This window comes from Verrucomicrobiia bacterium, assembly GCA_035629175.1.
Lineage (GTDB): Bacteria > Verrucomicrobiota > Verrucomicrobiia > Limisphaerales > DASXHY01 > DASXHY01.
Map to the genome: position 1 here is coordinate 1 of DASPIL010000086.1, position 23,621 is coordinate 23,621.

21 protein-coding genes are annotated in these 23,621 nt (G+C 57.7%); 16 read left to right on the forward strand and 5 right to left on the reverse strand.

From position 1 onward, the window contains the following. The 12 genes from VEH04_15125 to VEH04_15180 form a co-directional block, all read left to right on the forward strand. Window positions 1-182, forward strand: a 182-nt coding sequence (locus VEH04_15125; GenBank protein HYG24110.1) for a hypothetical protein, incomplete at its 5' end; no start/stop codon positions are given. 388 nt (window positions 183-570) lie between these two features. Continuing rightward, window positions 571-714, forward strand: coding sequence for a hypothetical protein (locus tag VEH04_15130; protein ID HYG24111.1), 144 nt, complete (start codon window positions 571-573; stop codon window positions 712-714). A gap of 18 nt (window positions 715-732) precedes the next feature. Next, entirely contained in the window at window positions 733-1,437 is a 705-nt protein-coding gene (locus tag VEH04_15135; GenBank protein HYG24112.1) for an L-ribulose-5-phosphate 4-epimerase, read from the forward strand. A 291-nt stretch (window positions 1,438-1,728) separates the two neighbouring features. Then, a complete protein-coding gene (locus VEH04_15140) occupies window positions 1,729-2,868 on the forward strand; it encodes an aldose epimerase family protein (GenBank protein ID HYG24113.1) in 1,140 nt (379 codons plus the stop codon). 42 nt (window positions 2,869-2,910) lie between these two features. Further along, window positions 2,911-4,611 (forward strand): sodium:solute symporter, encoded by a 1,701-nt coding sequence (locus tag VEH04_15145; protein ID HYG24114.1) that lies wholly within the window; start codon window positions 2,911-2,913, stop codon window positions 4,609-4,611. Window positions 4,612-4,685: 74 nt separating this feature from the next. Next, window positions 4,686-5,318: a peptide-methionine (R)-S-oxide reductase MsrB gene (gene msrB / locus VEH04_15150; protein ID HYG24115.1), complete on the forward strand. Its 633-nt coding sequence runs from the start codon at window positions 4,686-4,688 to the stop codon at window positions 5,316-5,318. 174 nt (window positions 5,319-5,492) lie between these two features. Then, on the forward strand, window positions 5,493-6,908 hold the full coding sequence (gene cysS / locus VEH04_15155) for a cysteine--tRNA ligase (GenBank protein ID HYG24116.1): 1,416 nt from the start codon (window positions 5,493-5,495) through the stop codon (window positions 6,906-6,908). Between the two features lie 4 nt (window positions 6,909-6,912). After that, a complete protein-coding gene (gene tmk / locus VEH04_15160) occupies window positions 6,913-7,566 on the forward strand; it encodes a dTMP kinase (GenBank protein ID HYG24117.1) in 654 nt (217 codons plus the stop codon). A 247-nt stretch (window positions 7,567-7,813) separates the two neighbouring features. Continuing rightward, on the forward strand, window positions 7,814-9,601 hold the full coding sequence (locus VEH04_15165; protein HYG24118.1) for a BatD family protein: 1,788 nt from the start codon (window positions 7,814-7,816) through the stop codon (window positions 9,599-9,601). After that, the gene (locus VEH04_15170; protein ID HYG24119.1) at window positions 9,598-10,332 is read left to right on the forward strand and encodes a tetratricopeptide repeat protein; all 735 of its coding nucleotides are present in this window, start codon (window positions 9,598-9,600) and stop codon (window positions 10,330-10,332) included. Before VEH04_15165 ends, VEH04_15170 begins: the two co-directional genes overlap by 4 nt. Window positions 10,333-10,529: 197 nt before the next feature. Continuing rightward, the gene (locus VEH04_15175) at window positions 10,530-12,857 is read left to right on the forward strand and encodes an ATP-binding protein (GenBank protein ID HYG24120.1); all 2,328 of its coding nucleotides are present in this window, start codon (window positions 10,530-10,532) and stop codon (window positions 12,855-12,857) included. Then, entirely contained in the window at window positions 12,854-13,300 is a 447-nt protein-coding gene (locus VEH04_15180) for a response regulator (protein ID HYG24121.1), read from the forward strand. The genes VEH04_15175 and VEH04_15180 overlap by 4 nt, the downstream gene beginning before the upstream one ends. A 32-nt stretch (window positions 13,301-13,332) precedes the next feature. Here the strand turns inward: VEH04_15180 and VEH04_15185 are convergent, their stop codons facing one another. Beyond that, window positions 13,333-13,704, reverse strand: a complete 372-nt coding sequence (locus tag VEH04_15185; protein ID HYG24122.1) for a hypothetical protein — start codon at window positions 13,702-13,704, stop codon at window positions 13,333-13,335. 260 nt (window positions 13,705-13,964) lie between these two features. Here VEH04_15185 and pdxH point away from each other — a divergent pair, with 260 nt between their 5' ends. Then, window positions 13,965-14,672, forward strand: a complete 708-nt coding sequence (pdxH, locus tag VEH04_15190) for a pyridoxamine 5'-phosphate oxidase (protein ID HYG24123.1) — start codon at window positions 13,965-13,967, stop codon at window positions 14,670-14,672. Between the two features lie 148 nt (window positions 14,673-14,820). Continuing rightward, window positions 14,821-15,348 carry a hypothetical protein gene (locus VEH04_15195; protein ID HYG24124.1) on the forward strand — a complete coding sequence of 176 codons (528 nt, stop codon included), beginning with the start codon at window positions 14,821-14,823 and terminating at the stop codon, window positions 15,346-15,348. On the opposite strand, the gene gyrA is transcribed toward VEH04_15195, so the two are convergent. Genes gyrA through gyrB form a run of 4 tightly spaced genes read right to left on the reverse strand, consistent with a single transcriptional unit; the run spans window position 15,345 to window position 21,376 of the window. Continuing rightward, on the reverse strand, window positions 15,345-18,038 hold the full coding sequence (gene gyrA, locus VEH04_15200; protein HYG24125.1) for a DNA gyrase subunit A: 2,694 nt from the start codon (window positions 18,036-18,038) through the stop codon (window positions 15,345-15,347). The genes VEH04_15195 and gyrA overlap by 4 nt on opposite strands. Window positions 18,039-18,047: 9 nt before the next feature. Continuing rightward, window positions 18,048-18,482, reverse strand: coding sequence for a type II toxin-antitoxin system VapC family toxin (locus VEH04_15205; GenBank protein ID HYG24126.1), 435 nt, complete (start codon window positions 18,480-18,482; stop codon window positions 18,048-18,050). A 5-nt stretch (window positions 18,483-18,487) separates the two neighbouring features. Further along, window positions 18,488-18,817, reverse strand: coding sequence for a type II toxin-antitoxin system prevent-host-death family antitoxin (locus VEH04_15210; GenBank protein HYG24127.1), 330 nt, complete (start codon window positions 18,815-18,817; stop codon window positions 18,488-18,490). A 39-nt stretch (window positions 18,818-18,856) separates the two neighbouring features. Beyond that, window positions 18,857-21,376 carry a DNA topoisomerase (ATP-hydrolyzing) subunit B gene (gene gyrB, locus VEH04_15215; GenBank protein ID HYG24128.1) on the reverse strand — a complete coding sequence of 840 codons (2,520 nt, stop codon included), beginning with the start codon at window positions 21,374-21,376 and terminating at the stop codon, window positions 18,857-18,859. A 472-nt stretch (window positions 21,377-21,848) separates the two neighbouring features. On the opposite strand from gyrB, the gene cimA reads away from it, so the two are divergent. Continuing rightward, complete coding sequence (gene cimA / locus VEH04_15220) at window positions 21,849-23,411, forward strand: citramalate synthase (protein ID HYG24129.1); 1,563 nt, start codon at window positions 21,849-21,851, stop codon at window positions 23,409-23,411. A gap of 28 nt (window positions 23,412-23,439) precedes the next feature. Beyond that, window positions 23,440-23,621 (forward strand): GxxExxY protein (locus tag VEH04_15225; protein HYG24130.1); only part of this gene is annotated, 182 nt, incomplete at its 3' end.

Consider the following 23,621-nt stretch of genomic DNA (forward strand, 5'->3'; position numbering starts at 1 on the left):
AAAATGAAGACAGGAATAACCACGAAACACACGAACCACACGAAATGAAGACTCTCAGAAATGCCTTTGCTTCTTTTCCCTTCCTGGTTCGTGTGGTTCGTGTGATTCGTGGTTCACTGCCTTTGCAGTTAAACCATGCTCAATCAACTGAATGCGGGCCGCACCTTGGAGCGAGAAAATGAAGACAGGAATAACCACGAAACACACGAACCACACGAAATGAAGACTCTCAGAAATGCCTTTGCTTCTTTTCCCTTCCTGATTCGTGTGGTTCGTGTGATTCGTGGTTCACTGCCTTTGCAGTTAAACCATGCCCAATCAATTGAATGCGGGCCGCACCTTGGAGCGAGAAAATGAATGCAGGAATAACCACGAAACACACGAAACACACGAAATGAAGACTCTCAGAAATGCCTTTGCTTCTTTTCCCTTCCTGGTTCGTGCGATTCGTGTGCTTCGTGGTTCACTGCCTTTGCAGTTAAACCATGCCCAATCAATTGAATGCGGGCCGCACCTTGGAGCGCGAAACTGAAAACAGGTAGCAACCACGAAACACACCAAATACACGAAATGAAAATCTTCACAAACGCATTGCCCGTTTTCCTCTTCCAATTTCGTGTGATTCGTGTGATTCGTGGTTCCACTGCCTTTGCTTGGCTTGGCTTGGCTTTGCTTCCTTTCCAGCTTGGTTTGATTGGTGTGATTCGTGGTTAACCGCCTTCGTAATTAACTATGCTCGAACAATTGAAAGCGGATGTTTGCAAGGCCAACCTTGACCTTGTTGCCGAAGGCCTCGTCATCCAAACGTGGGGCAACGCAAGCGCCATCGACCGCGCCAGCGGCGTCATGGTCATCAAACCCAGCGGCGTGCCCTACTCCGAGATGAAACCCGAACACATGGTCTGCGTTGCCCTCGACACGGGGAAGGTCGTCGAAGGCAAACTCAAGCCGAGTTCAGACACCGACACGCACCTGATCCTTTATCGCGAATTCGCTGGAATCGGCGGCGTGGTCCATACGCACAGCCTCTTCGCCACATCCTGGGCGCAGGCCTGCAAACCGCTGCTCGCCTACGGCACGACACAGGCCGATTACTGGTATGGCGATGTCCCCTGCACGCGCCTGCTCAAGCCCGAGGAGATCAAGGACGCCTACGAGGCCAACACCGGCCGCGTGATTGTGGAAACATTCCGTGAGTTGAAGTTCGATCCCATGCAGCATCCCGCCGTGTTGGTGGCAAGCCACGGACCTTTCACGTGGGGCAAGGACGTTCACGACGCAGTGCACAACGCGAGCGTGCTGGAGTTCATCGCAAAGCTGAACAGCGAGACGCTGCGGATCAATCCTGCCTTGAAGCCGATGCAGGACGTGTTGCTCGACAAACATTTCATGCGCAAACACGGACCGAAAGCCACTTACGGGCAAAAGCCCGCGTGACGAGAAGCACCCCATGCATCGCCGTATAAAAAAAGCTTTTCAAGCCGTCCGCACACGAGAGCCGTCCTGCGAAGGCGGATGCGGCGGCGAATTCCACGTTTACTTTGACCATTGCCGGAATCCCAAGTATCACGGGGCGATGAAGTCCGCCGGCGTCGAAAAGTGGCGCGACATTTCATCGCAAGTGTCATTTTTTCATGGCGTCCGCAGGGGATCGTCGTCCGGCGTTCCATCAACTGCGGCTGCACGTCTGCAAAGTCTCAAAAACCAAACAACCAAGTAACACCAACTGTGAAAACCAACATGATTGAATGGATGCTAGTGATCGGCGCGGGAGCATTCGTTGCGTGCCTGGCAGGCTGCGCAACCGGCGGCTCCTCCCCAGAAAACGCCAACAAACAACCGTTCGGCACCGTCGATGGCCAAGCCGTTGAACTCTACACTCTCCGCAACTCGAAAGGCGCCGAGGCGAAGATCATGACCTACGGCGGGATTGTTCAGTCGCTCACCATGCCTGACCGAAACGGCCAGTTCGCGGACATCGTCCTCGGTTTTGACAACGTTGACGATTACGTGAAAGGCAGCCCGTACTTTGGCTGTCTCGTGGGACGCTATGGCAACCGAATTGGCAACGCGAAGTTCACGCTCGAAGGCAAGACCTACGAACTCGCGAAGAACAACAACGGCCATTCGCTGCACGGCGGGATCAAGGGCTTCGACAAGGTCGTTTGGAAAGTCGTCAGCGCCGGCAAGCAACACCTTGAACTCAATTACATCAGCAAGGACGGCGAAGAAGGGTTCCCCGGGACCCTGAATGTCACGGCCACGTACAAACTCACCGATGACAACGAACTGCGCCTCGATTTCAAGGCCAAGACAGACAAAGCGACGGTTGTCAACCTGACGCATCATTCCTACTTCAACCTCAAGGGCCAGGGCAACGGCGACATTCTCGGCCACGAAGTCTTCATCGATGGCGATCGCACCACGCCCGTTGACAGCGGATTGATCCCGACGGGCGAGTATGCATATGTCGAAGGCACGCCGTTTGACTTCCGCAAACCAACAGCCATTGGCGCGCGCATTGATGCGCAGGATCAGCAACTGCAATACGGTCCTGGTTACGACCATAACTGGGTCATCAACAAGGCGATGGGCAAGCTCGCCCTGCAGGCCCGCGTGCATGAACCGACGACGGGACGCGTGATGGAAGTGATCAGCGACCAGCCTGGTTTGCAGTTTTATGCAGGCAACTTCCTCGATGGCACGTTGACCGGCAAAGGCGGCAAGGTCTATCAGCGCCGCACAGGATTTTGCATGGAACCCCAGCATTATCCCGATTCACCGAACAAGCCGCAGTTCCCGAGCGTGGTATTGCGCCCTGGTGAGACCTATAAAAACACGATCATCTACAAGTTCAGCTCCAAATAGCTGAACCGTGGCCGCCTAACCTCAACCGAAGGAACCTCAACCATGTCCTCATTAGATTGGGCCGTTATAGGCCTGTATTTCCTAATCATCGGCATCGTCGCCTGGTGGTATGGGCGAAACCAGAAAGATACCAAGGACTTCTTCCTGGCCGGACGAAACGCAGGATGGATCACCATCGGCGCGTCGATCTTCACTTCGAACATCGGCTCCGAACACATCGTCGGTCTTGCAGGCCAGGGCGCGGCGACGGGCATGGCGATGGCTCACTGGGAACTTCACGCCTGGGTGCTCATCATGCTGGCGGGTTTGTTCGTGCCGTTCTATTACAAGTCCGGCGTCGAAACGATCCCGGAGTTCCTGGAGAAACGCTTCAGCGCGCGCACCCGCCTGATCCTGTCAGGCGTTTCGCTCGTCGCCTACGTCTTCACAAAGGTCAGCGTCACCGTGTATGCGGGCGCAATCGTGTTCCAGGCGCTTCTCCCAGAAGTCGCAATAAAAGTTGGCGGTGCGACTTTGGATGCGTTCTGGATCGGCGCGTTCTCGACAGTCGTGATCACGGGAGTTTACACAGTCTTCGGTGGCATGCGCGCCATCATGGCTACCGCAACTCCGCAGGCCGTCATCATCCTGCTCGGTTCGTTCATCATCACCTACATCGGTCTCGATAAGCTCGGCGGGTGGGGCGAACTCGTAACGATGGCCAAGGCAAATGCCGATCAATTCGCGCTGTGGCGGCCTTTATCTGACCCCAATTTCCCATGGCTCGGCGTGCTGATCGCATCCCCGATCATCGGAATCTGGTATTGGTGTACTGACCAGTATATTGTGCAACGCACGCTGGCGGCCAAGGATCTCGCCACAGCACGCCGTGGTGCGCTGTTCGGCGGGTTGCTCAAAGTGTGGCCTGTGTTGATCTTCCTCATCCCCGGCATGATCGGCTGGGCGCTGCATCAAAAGGGCATCATCACGCTGCCACCGAAAATGGTCGGCGGAGTTCAAGTGGCAGCGATCGATGGCGATCGCGTGTTCCCCACCCTGGTGACCGCTCTCCTGCCTTCAGGTATCCGCGGCTTGATCGTGGCGTGCCTGCTGGCTGCGTTGATGAGTTCACTGGCTTCGCTCTTCAACTCCAGCGCGTCGCTTTTTACCGTCGATGTCTATGAAAAGATTCGCCCCGGACAGTCACCCAAGCACTTGCTGATGGTCGGCCGAATTGCGACGACGGTCGTTGTCGGTTTGGGAATCATATGGATCCCGGTCATGGCAAAAATATCGGGAGGTGGTCTCTACCAATATTTGCAGAGCGTCCAGGGCTACCTGGCGCCGCCGATCACCGCGGTCTTTCTGCTCGGGCTGTTCTGGAATCGCGTCAACTCCGCAGGCGCGACCTGGGGCCTGGCGGGCGGGTTCATCCTCGGCATGATCAAGCTCACGATGCAAAGCATGTACGGCGTTGGCAAACGCGAGACACCCGCGCTGTTCGCCGCGATCGGCGACTTCAACTTCCTCTACGCCACGGGCGTGTTGATGGCCGCAAGCATCATCATAATGGTCGTTGTCTCGCTCATGACGCCGCCGCCGCCGCGCGAGAAAATCAATGGCCTCACCTACAGCACCATTCACGTGGGACAAACCGCCGCGGAAATCAAGAACAGCTGGGACTTCGGCAATAAACTCATGGCCGCCCTCATCCTGTTGCTGGTTGGCGGGATGTATCTCTACTTCAGCTTCTGGCTGAAGTAGCTGCTTCAGGATCAATGTTCACGCGCAGCCTCGGGAAACCGGGGCTGTTTTTTTTCGGGAAAATTCCATTGCTCATGCTACAGTTCGGCATGTCCCGAATCCGCCTTGCCGCACTTGCCGTCGCTGGAGGTTTGACCCTGGCGCTGCCAATCCTGCTGGTTGCGCAATCTGCACGGACAACCACAAACCGCGCTGCGATTCAAACGCCGCAAATGCAGCGTGCAACCAATTCGCCCATGACCACGTTCAACAAACCCGATCCCGCTGAATTGAAGCAGAAGCTGACGCCCCTTCAGTTCAACGTCACCCAGAATGCAGGAACCGAGCCCGCGTTTCGCAACGAGTTCTGGAACAACCACCAGCACGGCATCTATCTTGACATCGTTTCAGGTGAACCGCTGTTCAGCTCGCTGGACAAATACGATTCGGGTTGCGGCTGGCCCAGCTTCACGAAACCCATTCAGAAAGCGCTCGTCGTTGAGAAGACCGATCGATCCCACGGGATGGAACGCATTGAAGTCCGCTCCAAAACCGCTGATTCGCACCTTGGCCATGTCTTCAACGACGGTCCCGCGCCGAGCCACCTGCGGTATTGCATCAACTCCGCCTCATTGAAGTTCGTGCCCGTTGAAGAGATGGAGGCGAAAGGTTTCGGAGCATACCTCGAGCCCTTCATCAAGGCCGGCGTCTATTCCGCAAAGAAATAAGTGGCGCAGGGCTCGGAGCGGGGACCTTCCGGTCGCTTCAATGATCGCACTCAGTCGTGGCAAATGATTGCCCTGCGGGTTCGTGCGCGCTCAAGCGGCGTAGACGGCGCGCTCCAAACCAAGAGTTTCCGCTTTTCTTTCCCACCCCCGTAATTACTCTGCGTCGCATTCGCAATGGCCCTAAGACTGTTCAACACTCTCACGCGCTCGGTTCAGGATTTCACCCCGCTCGACCCCGCTGGAAAACGCGTGGGAATGTATTGCTGCGGCCCCACTGTTTACGATTACGCCCACATCGGAAACTGCCGCACATTCGTGTTCAGCGATCTCGTCCGCCGATACCTTGAGTTCCGCGGCTACGCTGTCACCCACGTGATGAACATCACGGACGTCGAGGACAAGATCATCCGGCGCGTCCGCGAGTCCAATACGCCGCTCAGGGATTACACGGCGAAATACGAACAGGCATTCCTCGGCGACCTGAAAACCCTTGCCTGCCTCGAACCGCATCAGCGGCCGCACGCGACGGATTACATCCCTGACATTATCGAGCTGATTGCAAAGCTCATCGCGCGCGGGATCGCCTACAAAACACCTGATGGCTCGGTCTATTTCAGCATCGAAAAATATCGCGGCTGCGGCTGCCATTACGGCCAGCTGCTCAACCTGAACTTCGAGGAAATGCGCGTGGGCGAGCGCGTTCGGAGCGACGAATATGCAAAGGAATCCGTCGCGGACTTTGCTTTGTGGAAAGCGCGCGTGCCGGAAGATGGCGACGTGTTCTGGCCAAGCCCGTGGGGCGACGGCCGTCCCGGCTGGCACATCGAATGTTCGGCGATGAGCATGAAAATCCTCGGGCCGAGCTTCGATCTCCACCTGGGCGGCGAAGACCTGATCTTTCCGCATCATGAAGACGAAATCGCGCAGAGCGAAGGCGCGGGCATGCAGGCGCAAGGCCAGCGTTTTGTGAAGCATTGGATGCACGGAGCGCACCTGCTCGTCGAAGGCAAGAAGATGAGCAAGTCGCTCGGAAACTTTTTCACATTGCGCGACCTCCTGGACAAGGGATTCAACGGACGCGAAATCCGCTACCTGCTCCTTCAAGCGCATTATCGCGAGACGTTCAATTTTACGATTGAAGGTTTGCAAGGCGCACGCACCGCGCTGGCGCGCATCGATGAGTGCCTCGGCAAGTTACGCGAGCGCTCAACGGCGGCGAAGGCGGCGCCTGGGACGGAACTCGTGAACCAATTCACGGAAGCGCTGGACAACGACTTGAACATCTCAGGCGCGTGGGGCTGCGTGTTCGAATGGGTCCGCGAAACCAACAAACGCCTCGCGGACGCGGCCTTCACGGCTTCTGACGCCGCTGCCGCGCTTGGAGGCTGGGACAGGATCAATACGGTTCTCGGCCTCGCTGCTCCTGAGGAATCTGAAGCGCCCCCTGAACTGCTCGCCCTGTTGGAGGAACGCCAGGCCGCACGCAAGGCAAAGGATTTTAAGCGCTCAGATGCCATTCGCGACGAATTGAAGGCGAAGGGTTGGATTATCGAAGACAGCCCGAAGGGATCGAAGCTCAAGAAGGCTTGAAGCGATGGCAGGATTGTTCATCACGTTCGAGGGAACGGAAGGATGCGGAAAGTCGACGCAACTCGCGCTGCTCGCAGATCGTCTTCGCACGATCGGCCATACGGTGCGGACATTGCGTGAGCCCGGCGGGACTGCGATTGGGGAAGAAATTCGCCACACCCTGAAGCACAGTCCTGCCAACCATGGCATGACTCCGGAGGCTGAGCTGCTGCTGCTGAACGCGAGCCGCGCGCAGCTGGTCAGGGAAGTCATCCGCCCTGCCCTTGCATCAGGCGAAATAGTTCTCTGCGACCGCTTCCTCGATTCCACAATTGTTTATCAAGGCCACGGCAGGCAGCTGGATCTCGGGATGATCCGCTCCATCATCGATCTCGCGGTCGGCGGCACGCGCCCAACTGTGACGCTGCTTTTGCGTGTTTCGCAGAACGTCAGTGAAGCAAGGCAGCGCGCGCGCGCGGCGCAGCAGCCAGTTGTGCGCGATCGTTTTGAGGAAGCGGATCGCAGTTTCTTCAGCCGCGTGGAATTGGGCTACGACGAAATCGCGCGGGCAGAGCGGGAACGTATTCGGATTGTCGAAGCCAATCAATCGGTTGAAGCGGTCGCCGCAGCGGTGTGGACGGAGGTGGAACGATTTCTCAAACCCCCTGCGTCTGCGTAATTGTCAAACCCGCCAGGGTTGAATTTTACCGAACGCAATCCAATCGTTGTTGTCCATATTGCGTCAGTTGCTTAGGACGTAGCGCCGTAGCGCACGGTTTCCAAACTTGTCCACCCTCCGCAGTAGCTGCTACGGAGGACGGGCGATACAGAGACTCGGGGCCTGCGCTACGCCATTCGTACGCTGTTGAAGCGCCCGCAACCGAAACTTGCGCGACGCGCTGACGACAGGCAACACTGGACGACCAATGAACGCATGCAGCAAACGTACTTTGCCAGCGTCAGGGATTGCCATAGCCCTGACGCTCTTCGTGCTGCTGCTGTCCTCTGCACTCCTTTCCGCCGCGCAATTCACGGCTTCACTTGATCGGCCTGTCTTCGAATTGGGCGACCAGGCAAAACTTATCCTGACCTTCGAAGGCGGCGAACCTGCCGGACCGCCAGGAGCGCCGCGGGTGCCGGGGCTGCAGATTGCCTATGCAGGACAAACGAGCCAGGCGATATTCATTAACGGAAGGGCCAGTTCCACACTTTCCTATTCCTATGGCGTGACGGCGCAACGGGTTGGGGAATACACAATTCCGGAAATGGTGGTGACCGTTGGGGGCCAGCAGTTGAAGTCGCAGCCGCTCAAGCTGACCGTGACGCAACCCGGAGCGGTCGCCATGGGAAACGCGGGGCAGTCGCTTGCAATGATGAAACTTGCCGTGCCGCGCAAGGAAGTCTTTGTCGGCGAAACGTTCACCCTTCAACTTAACCTTTACCTCCACAGCTCGGTCCAGAACTTCGGCAACTTCCAGCTCACGTCCTTTCCTGCTGCCGGATTCAACGTCGGAAAAATGGCGGAAGGCCAGCGCAGCCGCACTCAAATTGGTGACGCGGTTTACACGGTCATTCCCATCAACCTCGTTTTGACTCCCGTGAAGCAGGACACATTGACGATTGGCCCCATCACAGCGCGCATGATTGTGGAACTGCCGTCTCCCAATCGGCGCCGCGATCCTTTCGACGCGTTCCTGTTCAACCGTCCGGATCAGCGCACGATCAATCTCAGCGCCGAACCTGAAACGCTGGAGTCCAAATCCCTGCCTGTTGCCAATCTCCCACCAGGCTTCAATGGCGCCATTGGCCAATACTCTTTGTCACTCAGCGCAGGCCCGACCAATGTGGCTGTCGGCGATCCCATCACGATCAAAGTGCAGATCACTGGCCGCGGATCGCTCGACAGCGTGTCGCTTCCGGAACAACCTGAATGGGCTCAATTCAGGCTTTATCCGCCCACGGCAAAAACTGAGACAACGGATCCACTCGGCGTTGAAGGATCGCGCATTTTCGAACAGGTCGTTGTGCCGCAAAGCACTGACGTATCCCTCCTGCCACAATTCTCGTTCAGCTACTTCGATCCCGAAATCCAATCCTTTCAAACGCTCACGCACCCGCCGATTCCGCTGACGGTCCGGCCCGCAGGATCGAGTCCGCAACCCACCCTTGCGAGCGCCGACGCCAGCGAAACGGCAGTTTCGGAAGACATCGTCCCAATCCGCCAGCGGCCTGGCAGACTGGTCGCACAGCAGGCGCCGCTGCTGCAACGGCCAGCCTTTCTTGCGCTGCAAAGCGTGCCGCTGGTGGCGCTGATCGGCGCCGTTCTCTGGCGCCGCCGACACGAAGCCGTTGCCAACAACCCGCGTTTGCGCCGTCAGCGTCAGGTGGCTGAAACCGTCCGGAACGGGATCGCCACCCTGAAACAGCATGCCGCGCAAAATCAATCGGATGATTTCTTTGCTACGGTTTTCCGGCTGTTGCAGGAACAATTGGGCGAGCGCCTGGATGTGCCTGCGCATTCCATCACCGAGTCTGTGGTCCAGGAACGATTGCGGCCACAAGGGCTTCCGGAAGAGACGCTTCGCTCGGTTGAGGAACTATTCCAGGCCTGCAATCTCGCCCGATACGCTCCGATCAAATCGAGCCAGGAACTCGCGGCGTTCATTCCGCGCGTCGAATCGGCCTTGCACGCTTTGCAGGAGGTGAAGCCATGATGCGGCTGCTCATGGCGTTGTTCCTCATCTGCTGCGGCACTCTGCATGCGCGTTCTGCTGAACTTCCGGAATTCGACCTCGCGAACCGCCTGTATGCGCAGGGCAAGTTCACTGAAGCTGCCTCAAACTATTTGCAATTGATTCAGGCCGGAAAACTTTCGCCTGCCATCTACTTCAACCTGGGAAACGCTTATTACAAGTCAGGCGAAGCCGGCCGCGCGATCGCGGCCTATCGCCACGCAGAAAGGTTGGGCCCGCGCGATCCCGATTTGCGCGCCAACCTGGAATTCGTCCGGCGACAGGTTCAAGGTCCGTCGCACCAACCCGCCCGTTTGGACCGCGCGATTGAGCGCTTCACGTTGAACGAGTGGACGGTCATCGCTTTGGCACCTTTCTGGATCTCGGTTCTCACCTTCGCCCTCATCCAGTTTCGTCCTGGCCTTCGCGGATCTCTGCGTGGACTGGCCTGGACGTTCGCTGCGATCGCATTGGTTGGATTCGCCGGAATGGGAATCGCTTGGAAACATGCGTCACAGCCGGTGGCGGTTGTGATCGCAACTGAGTCGACGGTTCGCAATGGTCCGCTCGAGGAAGCTCCGCAGGCGTTCTCAGCGAGGAATGGTGCGGAACTCCAGGTGATTGATGAGAAGGATGCATGGCTGCAGGTCAGCGCGGGAAATCGGATTGGATGGTTGAAGCGCGACGACGTGATTCTTTGGCGAGGGATTTAGAGGGGGACGAGCACGCCGGAGCGCAGGATTCCGCCTGCGTGAACGCGCAACCCTGATGCATTCGAAGTCGCCGTCGCTCACGCAACCTTTCCAATTAAAGCCGGCCTGAAGGCACGCGCTCCTTTGCAGACGAGCCTCGTTCCGGGGATGCGCCATTGACTGAAAATCTCCCTCGGGTATTCTCTGACATCCATTGAATGAAGGCAGGTGAAACTTCTTCCAGCGATGGAAATGAAGATCTGGGGACGTGGCGTGAATCTGTAATAGCGCTGGTTCTTGTCGGATTGGCATTTTTCATCCGCCTCGCAGTTCATCCACTGCTGGACGGGCATTACCCTTACGTAACCTTCTTTCCGGTCGCTGTTTACGCAGCCTGGAAATGCCGCTGGCAATTCTCGCTCCTGATTGTCATCGCCGGATTCGGACTCGCGCATTGGTGGTTTATCCCGCCCAAAGGCAGCTTCAAGATGATCGAGCTGTCCCATTGGTATGGGTCAACGGGTTACCTCGCTGCCTGCGCCGCCATCATTGTTTTGGGCGAGCGGCTCCGCCGCCAAAACGTCATTCTCAAGCGTGAGCTGAGGGACCGCGCCAAAACCGAACAGGCGCTCGTTCGCACAGCGCAATTCCCGGAACAAAATCCGTCGCCCGTGATGCGATTAAGCGCCGACGGCACATTCCTTTACAGCAATCCCGCCAGCGCGCCGCTGCTTTCCGCGTGGAAAACCGAAGTTGGCAAACGGGCGCCCGAGTCACTGGAAAAATGGATGTTCACCGTTCTGCAAGCGAATCAGATCGGCGAACATGAGCAGACGATTGGTTCCCAGATGTATTCGCTCGTCGCGGCCCCGTTTCCGAATCTCGGCTATGTAAACCTTTACGCCCGCGACATCACCGCGCGCGTCGCCGCCGAACAGGAACAAGCAAGAACGCTGGAACGGTTTCACCTCCTGTCGGAAGTCTCGTCCCAGCTTCTCACCGCGGAGGATCCGCAGCAGTTGATTGATCAACTCTGCGTCAAGGTGATGAACCATCTCGGTTGCGAGGCGTTCTTCAATTACCTGTGGGACGACGCGCGCCAGCAACTGCACTTGAACGCCGTCGCCGGCATGCCTGCTGCCGTGATGAAGCAAATGGAGTGGCTGGACCCCGATCGCACCTTCTTCGGAGGCAGCCCGTCTCATCCGTGCAGACTCGACACCGACGCACTTGCCACGAGTGACGATCCCGATGCAAAGCTCCTGCGCGATCTTGGATTTCGGGCGTATGCGTGCCACCCCTTGATGACCAGTCAACGCATGCTGGGCACTCTCTCCTTCGCCTCTCGCAGCCGTGATGCGTTCAGCGAGGACGAATTCAATTTGATCCGGCGCATCTCCGACCAGGTAGCGATCGCGCTGGAACGCATCCGCTCGGCTCGGAGCCTCAAGGAAAGCGAGTATCGTTTCCGCACAATGGCCAACGCGTCGCCGGCTATGATCTGGATCGCGGCGCCCGATAAACGGTGCACCTGGTTCAACACCGCGTGGCTCGAATTCGTGGGCCGGACGCTGGAAAACGACCTGGGTTCCTCGTTATCGCTAAACGTCCATCCTGAGGACCGCGAACGCGTCGAACACCAGTTCAACGAGGCGTTTGACGTGCGGGAGTCGTTTGAAATGGAATTTCGCCTGCGCCGTTTCGATGGGGAACATCGCTGGATTCTGAATCGCGGGACGCCCGTCTACGATGCCGGCGAGTTCAAGGGTTATATCGGGTCGTGCGTCGACGTGCACGAACGCCACCTGCAGCGCGATCATCTGGAGCTGGCTGTTCGCGAACGCACCGCGCAATTGCAGGATTCCATGGCTGAATTGGAATCGTTCTCCTATAGCATCGCGCACGACATGCGTGCACCGCTGCGGGCGATGCATGGATTTGCCAAGATCCTGACACAGGAGACGGAGGGACGGCTGGACGACACTCAGCGGGAATATTTGCGGCGCATTGTGACTTCAGCCCAGCGCCTCGATGCCCTGATTCAGGACGTGCTAAACTACAGCCGGCTGGCGAGAACCGACCTGCAGCTCGAACCCATTGCGACCGACACATTTATCCGCGACATCCTGTTGTCCTATCCCGATTTTTCGCCGGCGAGGGCGCACATCCACATTCCAAATACCCTGCCTGCCGTGATGGCAAATCGCGCGGCCATGACACAGGTGGTTTCGAACGTGCTGGGCAATGCGGTGAAATTTGTTGAACCCGGCGTGTTTCCGAACGTAGAGATTACAGCCGAAACCACAGCAGAACGGGTGCGTCTTTCGTTCCGTGACAACGGCATCGGCATCGAACCCGAGGCGCAGGAAAGAATTTTCAAAATGTTTCAGCGGCTGAATCGAACGGAGCTCTATGAGGGAACCGGAATCGGTCTCGCGATCGTGCGCAAAGCGATGGAGCGGATGGGCGGTTCAGTCTCGCTGGAATCCACACTCGGCGAGGGCAGCACGTTTCACATCGATTTCAAACCAGCCACCACTCCATGACGCCAGCGCCCATACTCCTCGTCGAAGATGACGAAAACGACATTTTCTTTTTCACGCGAGCCGTGCAACTCACAGCCACGGACAGGCCTCTGCAGGTGGTGAAGGACGGCATGCAGGCAATGGAATACCTGGGCGGCAAAGGGAATTTTGCCGACCGCCAGAAATACCCATTCCCTGGAGTTGTCATTCTCGACCTCAACCTCCCCCGCAAACCGGGACTTGAGGTGTTGAAATGGATTCGCCAACACACTGAATGGTCAGGAATTCCCGTGGTCGTATTGACGTCATCCAGCTCCGACCTGGATGTGACTGTGGCATATCGGTTGGGAGCAAATTCCTACTTTGTTAAGCCGACGGATCCCGACGCGTTGACCGACCTCTTGCGGGTCTTTCAAGAATACTGGTTCAAGTGGGGCCGTGTTCTGCCAGTGCCAAGCGTTTGAGCGCCTTGCCGTCCCGGGGCGCCTGCATCGCGTCAAACGTCGATGATGTCGCCGCGGCCGGGTGGCACGGGCGGCGGGGCGGACGACGGACTGGATTCTGCCTGCGGCTGGACATACTGCTGCTCCTTCCATCGACGCGCGAGCACCAGCAGCACGCATCCAGTCCAGGTGGGAAGCATTCCCACCGCGGGGATGAACTCAGCGACGAATGTCGGCAGAAACAGGATGTGGAATCCGATCGTGGCGCTCACCAGGATCATTGCAATGACGTCCGTGAACTGATCGAGAAAAAACCAGCCCCACGCGCCCGTAGCAATCTGAAACGCATCGGCCGCCATCGCAATGACCAGCGCTGCGAGCATGCGCGAGCGGGTCAACGCGGGTTTCAACAGGCGGTATTCCATTTGGTTTCCCTGTAACTAACCCGTTCCGCCCGCCTGTGCAAGGAGCACATCCGCCGCAGCGCAATTCGCGTAAACCCGTTTGCCTCCTTCCCGTTTTGGTTGCGCCTCCGGCCCGCTGTTTCGTGGTCATGGATGTTTGGCGGCAGGATCAGCGTTCCTCCGGTTCCGTGTCCAAGAACAATGGCAAGATGCGGCCGTGCGGTAACACGCAGAACTTGGACCTTGAACTTTAAACGTCGAACTTTGAAGCTTGCCGCGCTATGGCCATCGCCGATCTGCGGAGAGAATACAATTTTGCCGGGCTCCGCCGCGCCGATCTCGAACGCGATCCCATCTCGCAATTCCAACGCTGGTTCGAACAGGCAGCAGGGCGGCGCACATCAGGCAAACTCCGGCGCTTCCTCATTCGCAACTACAAGACCCTGCTCCAGATTGCCGGGGCGGAACCCATGGATGTCAACGCGGCCACGCTAGCCACGGTCGACAAGGCCGGCCGCCCCTCGGCTCGCATTGTTCTTCTCAAGGGCGTGGATCACCGCGGCTTCATTTTCTACACAAATTACGGCAGCCGCAAAGGTCGTGAACTGCTCGAGAACCCAAATGCCGCGTTAGTCTTCTATTGGCCCGAACAGGAACGGCAGGTTTGCATCGCAGGTTCGGCGACGCAACTCGAGCGTCCCGAGATCGAGGCCTATTTTCGCAGCCGTCCGCGTGGCAGCCGCATTGGCGCGTGGGCCTCAAAACAAAGCGAGGTCGTTGCAAATCGTGAAACCCTGGAAATCCGCTGGGCTGAGCTTCAAAGGCAATATCCAGGAGACGACATCCCTGTCCCGCCAAACTGGGGCGGGTTCGTCGTCAAACCCGAACGGGTCGAGTTCTGGCAGGGCCGTCCCAGCCGCATGCACGATCGTTTCTGTTACACCCAGCAGTCAGATGGCACGTGGCGGCTCGATCGGCTGTCGCCCTGATCCGGCAACGAGGAACTTCCCGATAGCCGCCCGGGAAATATTACCCATTATGCCCCTTGATTTCGCAGACGGCAGGCCGACCTTTGCGTAGCAGGTAGTGCTGCCGGAGATGACCTGCGTTGAACCAACCTCTGCCGGCAGCTTGCAGATGCCGAAGCAACACTATCAATCGTCCGTCGACGGCTCGCAGGCCGTCATCCTGTTTGAGACCCCCACTGCCCGCGATGCGCTCTTGAAAGGTTCGCCGTGTCACATGGCCGATCTTTCGGAAGAATCTGTATGGGCAGCTCTACCAAGCGTAAAGGATGCGGAAGCTGAAAAAACCATGCGGAACGCATTGGCCGCGGGCACAGTGATCGTAGCGGCTTCCGCCAATGGTGACTTCCCCACTGATTTCAAGCTCTGGCTGGAACGCTGGTCGAACAAACGCAGCACCCCTGGAACGTTGATCGCGTTCTTCTACGATCGCAAGGTCACCGACCTGGCGTCCGTGAAGGAACTCTACCTGAGGCAGGCTTCACAATCGGCAGGAATGGAATTCAAGCGCGACATGCCGCTGAGGTTTGCAGCGCCAGTTCCCGATTCCATCGACACGTTCAGCCACCGTGCAGGCCAGATGACCTCCGTTCTCGACGGAATTCTGAGCCACCGCAGCACTCACACGCCGCCGCTCTAAGCACCCTCACCTGCCGGCGGTTCAGTGCCCGGCGCAGGCTCCGCATTTTCGCTGGCGGCTTCTTCCTGCTGTTCGCTGATCACGGGCGCGACTGCCTGCAGCTTGTCATCGCCACTCAGGTTGATCAATTTCACGCCCTGTGTGTTTCGACCCGCCTCGCGGATGTCCTTCACAAACGTGCGCACCATCTGCCCCGTCGTCGTGATCAGCATGATCTCGTCTGAATCGCGCACCGTCAGCGCACCGATGACCTTGCCGGTTTTCTCGGTGGTCTTCATCGTGATAATGCCCTTGCCGCCACGCGATTGAACGCGGTACTCGGAGAAATCCGTGCGCTTTCCAATCCCGTTCTCCCCTGCGACCAGGAGCGTGGCATCGGCAACCACAATGGCGCTCGCAACCAGCGCATCATCCTTGTCCAGGTTGATCCCGCGCACGCCCGCGGCGTTGCGTCCCATGGAACGCACATCGGATTCATTGAAGCGAATGCTCATTCCGTTGCGCGTAATCAGCACAACGCCATCGCCTGGATCCATCACCTCGTCATTCTCGACCTTGCTGCCGCGCGTCAGCTTCACATCGATCAGTGCGTCGCCAGGCTCGATGGAGATCGCGATGATTCCGCCTTTGCGCACATTGGCGAACTCATTCAACGAAGTCTTCTTGACCGTTCCCTGCTGCGTCGCAAAAAACAATTCACCCGGCTGTTCCCATGTGATGTCCTCCCGGTTTGCCCCCGTGCGGGACAGCACGCGGATCATCGCTGCAATCTTCTCGCCTGCCTTGAGCTCCAGCAAATTGGCAATGCTGCGGCCCTTCGACGCGCGGGCCATGTCTGGAATCTCATGAACCCGCTCCACATACACACGCCCGCTGTTCGTGAAGAACATCAGGTAATCGTGCGTGCTGGCGGTGAACAGGTGCTCAATGAAATCCTGGTCCTCAGGCGTGTCGCTCTCGCGCGTGGCCATGCCGATCACTCCCTTGCCGCCGCGGCGCTGGGCGCGATACGAACTCACGTTCGTGCGCTTGATCAGCCCGCTGTGCGTGAGCGTGATGATGACACCCTCATTGGCAATCAGATCCTCAATCGCCATCTCGCCCTCGTCCGGCACAATCTCCGTCATCCGCGGCGTCGCATACTTTTCTTTGATGGCCTTCAACTCCTGCTTGATGATTGCCATCACACGCGATTCCTTCGCGAGGATGTCGAGCAGGTCCTTGATCGTTTCCATCAAGGCCTTGTATTCCTTCTCGACCTTGTCGATTTCCAGGCCCGTGAGCTGATACAGCCGCAGGTCCAGGATGGCGTCCACCTGCCGTTCATTCAGAGCATAGCGGCCATTCACAATGCGCGCCTCACTGCGGATCAAAACGCCCAGCTGTTCCACCTGTTCGCGCGACCATTCAAAAGCGAGCAGCTTGATCCGCGCCTCGTCGCGCGTCTTGCTGGAACGGATGATGTGGATGAACTCGTCGAGGTTGGCGAGCGCGATCAGGTAACCCTCGAGCAGTTCCGCCCGTTCCTCAGCCTTGCGCAATTCGTATCGCGTCCTGCGCAGAATCACTTCGCGCCGATGCTCGATGTAGCACTGGATGATCTGCTTCAGGTTCAGCACCTTTGGCCGGCCGTGATCAATCGCGAGTGAATTAACGCTGAACGAAACCTCCAGTTGCGTGTGCTTGTAGAGGTTGTTGATGACCACCTTCGGATTGCCATCGCGCTTCAACTCCATCACGAGCCGCGTGTTCTCGTCCGACTCATTGCGCATCGCGCTGATCTCGGTGATCACCTTCTCGTTGACGAGTTCCGCTATGCGTTCCTCCAGCGCGGCGCGGTTGACGTTGAATGGAATTTGCGTCACCACGATCTGCTCGCGGTTGCCCTTCATCTCCTCCACGCCCATGCGCCCGCGCAATTTCACGCTCCCCCGCCCTGTCTCAAAATAGCTGCGGATTCCCTCAATCCCGCAGATCACGCCGCCCGTGGGGAAATCCGGCCCCTTGATGAACTTCATCAGCTCGGTCGCCGTGATCGCAGGATTGTCGATTTGCGCGCTGATGCCATCAATGACTTCGCCAAGATTGTGCGGCGGCATGTTCGTCGCCATGCCCACCGCGATGCCCGTCCCGCCATTGACGAGCAGGTTCGGAAAGGCCGCGGGGAAAACCGTCGGCTCGGTCATTCGTTCATCGTAGTTCGGAACAAAATCCACCGTGTCCCGATCCATGTCCTGCATCAAAGCCGCGCCCAGGTGCGTCAGCCGCGCCTCCGTATAACGCATTGCCGCGGGCGGATCGTTTTCAATCGATCCGAAATTACCCTTCCCATCCACCAACCGCTCACGCATCGCCCACGGCTGTGCCATGTGGACCAGCGTGGGATAAATCACCGCTTCACCGTGCGGATGGTAATTGCCCGAGGTGTCGCCGCAGATCTTCGCGCATTTGTAAGGCTTGCGCCCTGGAAACAGCGACAGCTCATGCATGGCGTAGAGGATGCGCCGTTGCGATGGCTTCAACCCGTCCCGCACGTCAGGCAATGCGCGCGAAATGATCACCGACATCGAGTAGTCCAGGAAGGACGCCTTGATTTCCTCGGCTACGTTGATCTTCGCGATCTTTTCGCCCTGTGAATAAGCGCCGCCTGATGGCTGCGGCTGTTCTGTAGATTCAGTTTCGTCTGGCATGAAAAAATTCTATTTCGTTGGCGGCCGCGGAACCGCGGCAAGCCCTATGTAATCCGAAGCTTCGCAAACACGCTCGTCACTGCTGCACATCGCTTCCCCGCCGTGAAGCTCTGCTGTCGCGACGTGAATCGCGTCCAGCGTTCGCAGCGGAATCACGGGTGCACACTGTTCGATCACCGCGCCTGCACGTTCGATAACTTGCCGATTCAGCGGCAGCAGGACAATTTCCTGCTCGCGAATGCGGTCCTGGAAAGCCCGCCAGCTCGCCATCCGCGCCTCGCGTGTAATCCGCCCGGCCCGCTCTTTCGCGAAAAGGGCGGATCGAATTTCCGCAACCGCGAGTTCGGATGTGACAACCGCCTCGCCCGTCACTATCGCGTTGTATGCCTCGCTGTCAGGCTCGTAGGTGACCAGTTTGAGGATGACGCAGCTATCGAGGTACATCGTCGTTACCAGCCACGGCCATCACGATCCGCGCGTATGATTTCGCCCGCAAACGGCCCCTCGGTTTGCATGGGCATGGTCTTCAAGTGGTCCATGGTCCCCGTGAACACTTTACGCCGCCTGCGTTCCGTCATGGGAACGAGGACAGCCTTGGGTTTTCCGTCGCTCGTGATCGTCACTTCCTGTCCACCCGCAACCAGCTCCAGTAATGCCGAAAGCTTTGCCTTCGCTGCTCGCACTGGGATGCTGAGTCCAATCCCAGGCAATGCCACAGCCTCATTGAGAATTCCCGGCCGGGCCTTGGCTGCCCTGTGTTTTGCTGTTTTCGCTTTCACATCGAAATGTAGTCACTTGAGACCACATTCGTCAAACAATCACACATCCAGGTTGCGAACGTTGAGCGCGTTGTCTTCGATGAACTGGCGGCGCGGCTCGACTTCTTCGCCCATCAACCGTGTGAACATTTCCTCAGCTTCAACGGCATCGGTCAGGTCGATTCTCAGCAACTTGCGCTTGGCCGGATTCATTGTTGTTTCAAATAATTCCTTCGCATCCATTTCACCCAATCCCTTGAATCGCGTAACCTGGATGCCTTTCTTCCCCACAGCCTTCACGCCTTCCAAAATGTCGGGGATCGAGAACAGCGCCGTTGCTGTCGCGCGGTCGCCCTCGCCTTCAATCAGCTCAAACAGTGGCTTGTCCTGCGCGGCATAATGATCGACCGCCAATCCCTTCTTGCCCAGTTTTCCAAGCAGGTCGGCGATCGCCTTGCTTTCGAGATGCAAGTCATACAGCGCCGCCCGGCGCGTCGGGCCGTCCTTGCGCCGCTCAAATTCCGTGTCAGTTCCAAACAGATCCACATTGTTGGTCTTGAACTGCTCCAACTCATCGTTCGTCAGGAAATAATGAACGGTTTCGTCATTGCCTTCCCGAACCTTTGCCATGTGCAGCGGCAACAATCCGTCCTTGTCGCGCCGTTCCACGTAGTCCGCAAAGTCGCCGCCCAGCCGGCGAATGTACGTCGCGTGCTTGTCGAGCGATTCCAGTAACGTGAGAATCTCCTCCAGTTGCTTGGGCTCAAATTCCCGGCCATCGGCTATGTTCTTCAACCGCACTTCCTCAGTGCCAATCTGCAGCAGAATCCGATTCAACTGAATGTCGTCGTCGACATACTCCGTCCGCTTCTTGCGCGTGATGGAATAGAGCGGCGGTTGCGCGATGTAAACGAAACCCTGCTTCACCAACTGCGGCATCTGACGGTAGAAAAACGTCAGCAACAGCGTGCGAATGTGGGATCCGTCGACGTCAGCATCCGTCATGATGATGATCTTGTGGTAACGCAGCTTCTCAAGGTTGAACGCGCCTTCTCCTTCGCCGTCGCCAATCCCCGTTCCCACCGCCGTGATCATGGTGCGGATTTCATTGTTCTGCAGCACCTTGTCCAGGCGCGCCTTCTCCACGTTGATCAGCTTTCCGCGAATCGGCAGGATTGCCTGAAATTTTCGATCGCGCCCCTGCTTCGCAGAACCGCCTGCGGAATCACCTTCGACGATATAAAGCTCCGTGTTGGCAGGATCCCGATCCGAACAATCCGCGAGTTTTCCTGGCAATCCACCACCCGTGAGCGCGCTCTTGCGAACCGCTTCACGCGCCTTGCGCGCGGCCTCACGAGCACGCGCTGCGTTCAATCCCTTGTCAATGATGCGTTTTGCGATCGGCGGATTCGCATCGAAGTAACTCATCAGCCCTTCATACGAAACCGAACCCACGATGCTTTCGACCTCGGGCGACAACAACTTCACCTTGGTCTGCGATTCAAATTTGGGATCGCTGTGCTTCACCGAGATCACCGCCGTGAGCCCTTCGCGGACGTCATCGCCCGTGATCTGCGGATCCTTTTCCTTCAGCAAATTGTTCTGCTTCGAATACTGGTTGATCGCACGCGTAAGGGCGCTGCGAAAACCCGACAGATGCGTGCCGCCGTCCGGATTATGAATCGTGTTCGTGTAGCACAGCACCTGGTCGTTGTAGCTGTCGTTGTATTGGAGAACGACTTCGACATGCACTTCGATCGCCTTGCCCTCGTTCTCCTCGCGCATCTCCTTGCGAAACGAAATGGGTTTCGGATGCAGCGGCTCCTTGCTCTTGTTCAGCAGCTTGACGAATTCCTCAACGCCATCCTTGAAATAATACGTCTCAGGTTTGGAGTCGGGATGGCGTTCATCGACAAATACAATTTCCAACCCCGAATTCAGGAACGCGAGTTCCCTCAGGCGCTGGCTGATCCTATCCGCCTTGAACTCTGTCGTTTCCTTGAAGATCTCCGCGTCAGGTTTGAAGGTGATCAACGTCCCGGTGCCCTTGGCTTTGCCGATCACTTCCAGCTTCTTCGTGGTCTTCCCGCGTTCGAACTGCATCTGATGCACTGCGCCGTTCCGCGAAACCTCGACTTCGAACCATTCCGAAACCGCATTCACGCACTTGGCGCCCACGCCGTGCGTGCCGCCTGAAAACTTGTATCCCCCCTGCCCGTATTTGCCGCCCGAATGCAAAGTGGTCAGCACCATCTCAACGCCCGGAATTCCGTACTGCGGATGAATGTCCACGGGAATGCCGCGGCCGTTATCCCGAACGGAGATCGATCCATCAACATGGATGGTCACCTCAATCCGGTTGCAATGACCCGCCAGGTGTTCGTCGACGGAATTATCGAGAACTTCGGAAACGCAGTGATGCAGGGCGCGTTCATCCGTGCCGCCGATATACATGCCCGGCTTCTTGCGCACCGCTTCAAGCCCCTCGAGTTTTCCCAACTTCGAAGAGTCATAAGTGCCCCCGCCTTCACCCGTCGAATTAGCGTCTTCCACAATGTCCAAAACGTTTTTCTCTGCCATAAAAAGGGATGCGGAAAAGCCAATCGGCTGACCGCGGAACGATGGCCAAAATAGTAGAAAAACGGGGGTTTCGTTACAACCTTTAGTTTCAGTAATTTGACCCCCGAAAATACCATTTGTTGTGGTGTGTCCCCTCGGCGACCCGCACGTATTGCGCCCCGGTCAGAGGCGAGGGCAGAAAGATGCAGTCTGGAAACGAGCACGGCTGGTTTTCCCCTTTAAAGCCCCATTCAACTCCCTCTCTTCCGCTCCGAGCGGAGGAGAGGGCCGGGGAGAGGAGGCGCGTTTGAAGGTCACCCTCTCCCCCAGCCCATCTCCCGCTCCTGCGCCGCAGGCGAGGCGAGAAACGAGTGGAGGATGGGAGGAAAAGAAGACAGCCACGATGCCGCCCTGCGATCGCCAAACAGAATCTCATCTTTGCTTCGCGCAGGATTTGCCGTAGATAATCCGCTCCCTTGATTTGGGGAACCCTATGAAACCCGAAGTGGAAATCTACGACACGACCCTGCGCGACGGCAGCCAGGGCGAAGGCATCAATTTCTCGGTCGCTGACAAATTACGCATCGCCGAAAAGCTCGACGCTTTCGGGGTTCATTACATTGAAGGCGGCTGGCCCGGTTCCAATCCCAAGGACATCGAATTCTTCGCCCAGGCCGCAAAACGCAAGTTCAAGAACGCCCGGCTCGCTGCCTTCGGATCAACGCGCAAAAAAGGGGTCGCCGTCGAAAACGACGACCAGGTCCGCCTGCTCATCGATGCAGGCACACCCGTTGTCACGATCTACGGCAAGACTTCCATGCTGCACGTGAAGGAAGTCCTCCGCTGCACGCCCGAGGAAAACCTCGCGATGATCGGCGACACCGTCCGCTTCCTGAAGGATCATGGAAAGTTTGTCATCTACGACGCAGAACACGCGTTCGATGGATTCAAACTCAACGCCGATTACGCCCTCGCCACCTGGCAGGCCGCGGAAAAGGCGGGCGCGGATTTCGTGGTGCTTTGCGATACCAACGGTGGCTGCCTTCCGAGCGAAATCGCGGAGATCACCCGCACGGCGTTGGGCAAACTCAATTGCAAGGTGGGCATCCACACGCACGATGATAGCGGCGTCGGAGTTGCCAACGCGCTGGCCGCGGTAGGCGCAGGCGCGGTTCACGTGCAAGGCACAGTGAACGGTTACGGTGAACGGACGGGCAACTGCAACCTCATCAGCGTGATCCCCCTCGTTCATTTCAAGATGAAAAAGAGCTGCGTGCCCGCGAAGTCGCTGCCCAAGCTCAAGGAGCTTTCCCTGTTCGTGGATGAAGTCGCGAACATCCGCCACAACCCGCGCCTGCCGTGGGTCGGCTCCGCCGCGTTCGCCCACAAGGGCGGCACGCATGTCAATGCGGTCCAGAAACTCGCCGAGAGCTACGAGCACATCAACCCCGAGCTCGTCGGCAACGAGCGCAACATTCTCATCAGCGACCTCGCCGGCCGCAGCAACATCGTCATGAAGGCGCAGTCGCTCGGTTTCAAGCTGAACAACGACACGCCCGAACTGAAGCAGATCCTCAATGTCATCAAGGATCGAGAACACGCCGGTTACGAATACGAGGCCGCCGAAGCTTCGATGGCGCTGCTGATCCGCGGCGTGCTGGAGCACAACCCGGAACTGCTCTTCACCGTCGAGACGTATCACGTATCCATGCGGCGCGACATCAAGGAATCGATCTGCGAAGCCACCGTGCGCGTCCGCGTGGGCGACAAGATCGCGCACACCGTTGCCGAAGGCGACGGACCCGTGAACGCTCTGGATGGCGCGTTGCGCAGGGCGTTGACGACTTTCTTCCCGAAGCTCAAGAACGTGGAACTCACGGATTACAAGGTGCGCATCATCAATGGCGGAACGGGCACCGCTGCGAAGACGCGGGTGTTAATCACATCGACGGATGGCAAGCGCGAGTGGGGCACGGTAGGCGTGAGCACGAACATCATCGAAGCCTCCCTCCAAGCCCTCGCCGACTCCCTAGAATACGCGTTGTTGAAAAAGTGAGACACGGATTGCACGAATTCACACGAATATGGCCGAGCTGATTTACAGCACCGAAACGTACGAGATCGCCGGATCCTGCATGGAAGTTCATCGGGAACTCGGCAAAGGGCACAGTGAAATCCTTTATAAGGATGCTCTTCAACTGGAGCTTTCAAGTCGGCGAATCACGTTCGATCGCGAGGTCGAATACACCGTCGCCTATAAGGGAGT

Coding starts and splice junctions, on each gene's coding strand:
- VEH04_15130 (HYG24111.1), top strand. CDS start 571: ATGAAAATCTTCACAAACGCATTGCCCGTTTTCCTCTTCCAATTTCGT.
- VEH04_15135 (HYG24112.1), top strand. CDS start 733: ATGCTCGAACAATTGAAAGCGGATGTTTGCAAGGCCAACCTTGACCTT.
- VEH04_15145 (HYG24114.1), top strand. CDS start 2,911: ATGTCCTCATTAGATTGGGCCGTTATAGGCCTGTATTTCCTAATCATC.
- msrB (HYG24115.1), top strand. CDS start 4,686: ATGCTACAGTTCGGCATGTCCCGAATCCGCCTTGCCGCACTTGCCGTC.
- cysS (HYG24116.1), top strand. CDS start 5,493: ATGGCCCTAAGACTGTTCAACACTCTCACGCGCTCGGTTCAGGATTTC.
- tmk (HYG24117.1), top strand. CDS start 6,913: ATGGCAGGATTGTTCATCACGTTCGAGGGAACGGAAGGATGCGGAAAG.
- VEH04_15165 (HYG24118.1), top strand. CDS start 7,814: ATGAACGCATGCAGCAAACGTACTTTGCCAGCGTCAGGGATTGCCATA.
- VEH04_15170 (HYG24119.1), top strand. CDS start 9,598: ATGATGCGGCTGCTCATGGCGTTGTTCCTCATCTGCTGCGGCACTCTG.
- VEH04_15175 (HYG24120.1), top strand. CDS start 10,530: ATGAAGGCAGGTGAAACTTCTTCCAGCGATGGAAATGAAGATCTGGGG.
- VEH04_15180 (HYG24121.1), top strand. CDS start 12,854: ATGACGCCAGCGCCCATACTCCTCGTCGAAGATGACGAAAACGACATT.
- VEH04_15185 (HYG24122.1), bottom strand. CDS start 13,704: ATGGAATACCGCCTGTTGAAACCCGCGTTGACCCGCTCGCGCATGCTC.
- pdxH (HYG24123.1), top strand. CDS start 13,965: ATGGCCATCGCCGATCTGCGGAGAGAATACAATTTTGCCGGGCTCCGC.
- VEH04_15195 (HYG24124.1), top strand. CDS start 14,821: ATGCCGAAGCAACACTATCAATCGTCCGTCGACGGCTCGCAGGCCGTC.
- gyrA (HYG24125.1), bottom strand. CDS start 18,038: ATGCCAGACGAAACTGAATCTACAGAACAGCCGCAGCCATCAGGCGGC.
- VEH04_15205 (HYG24126.1), bottom strand. CDS start 18,482: ATGTACCTCGATAGCTGCGTCATCCTCAAACTGGTCACCTACGAGCCT.
- gyrB (HYG24128.1), bottom strand. CDS start 21,376: ATGGCAGAGAAAAACGTTTTGGACATTGTGGAAGACGCTAATTCGACG.
- cimA (HYG24129.1), top strand. CDS start 21,849: ATGAAACCCGAAGTGGAAATCTACGACACGACCCTGCGCGACGGCAGC.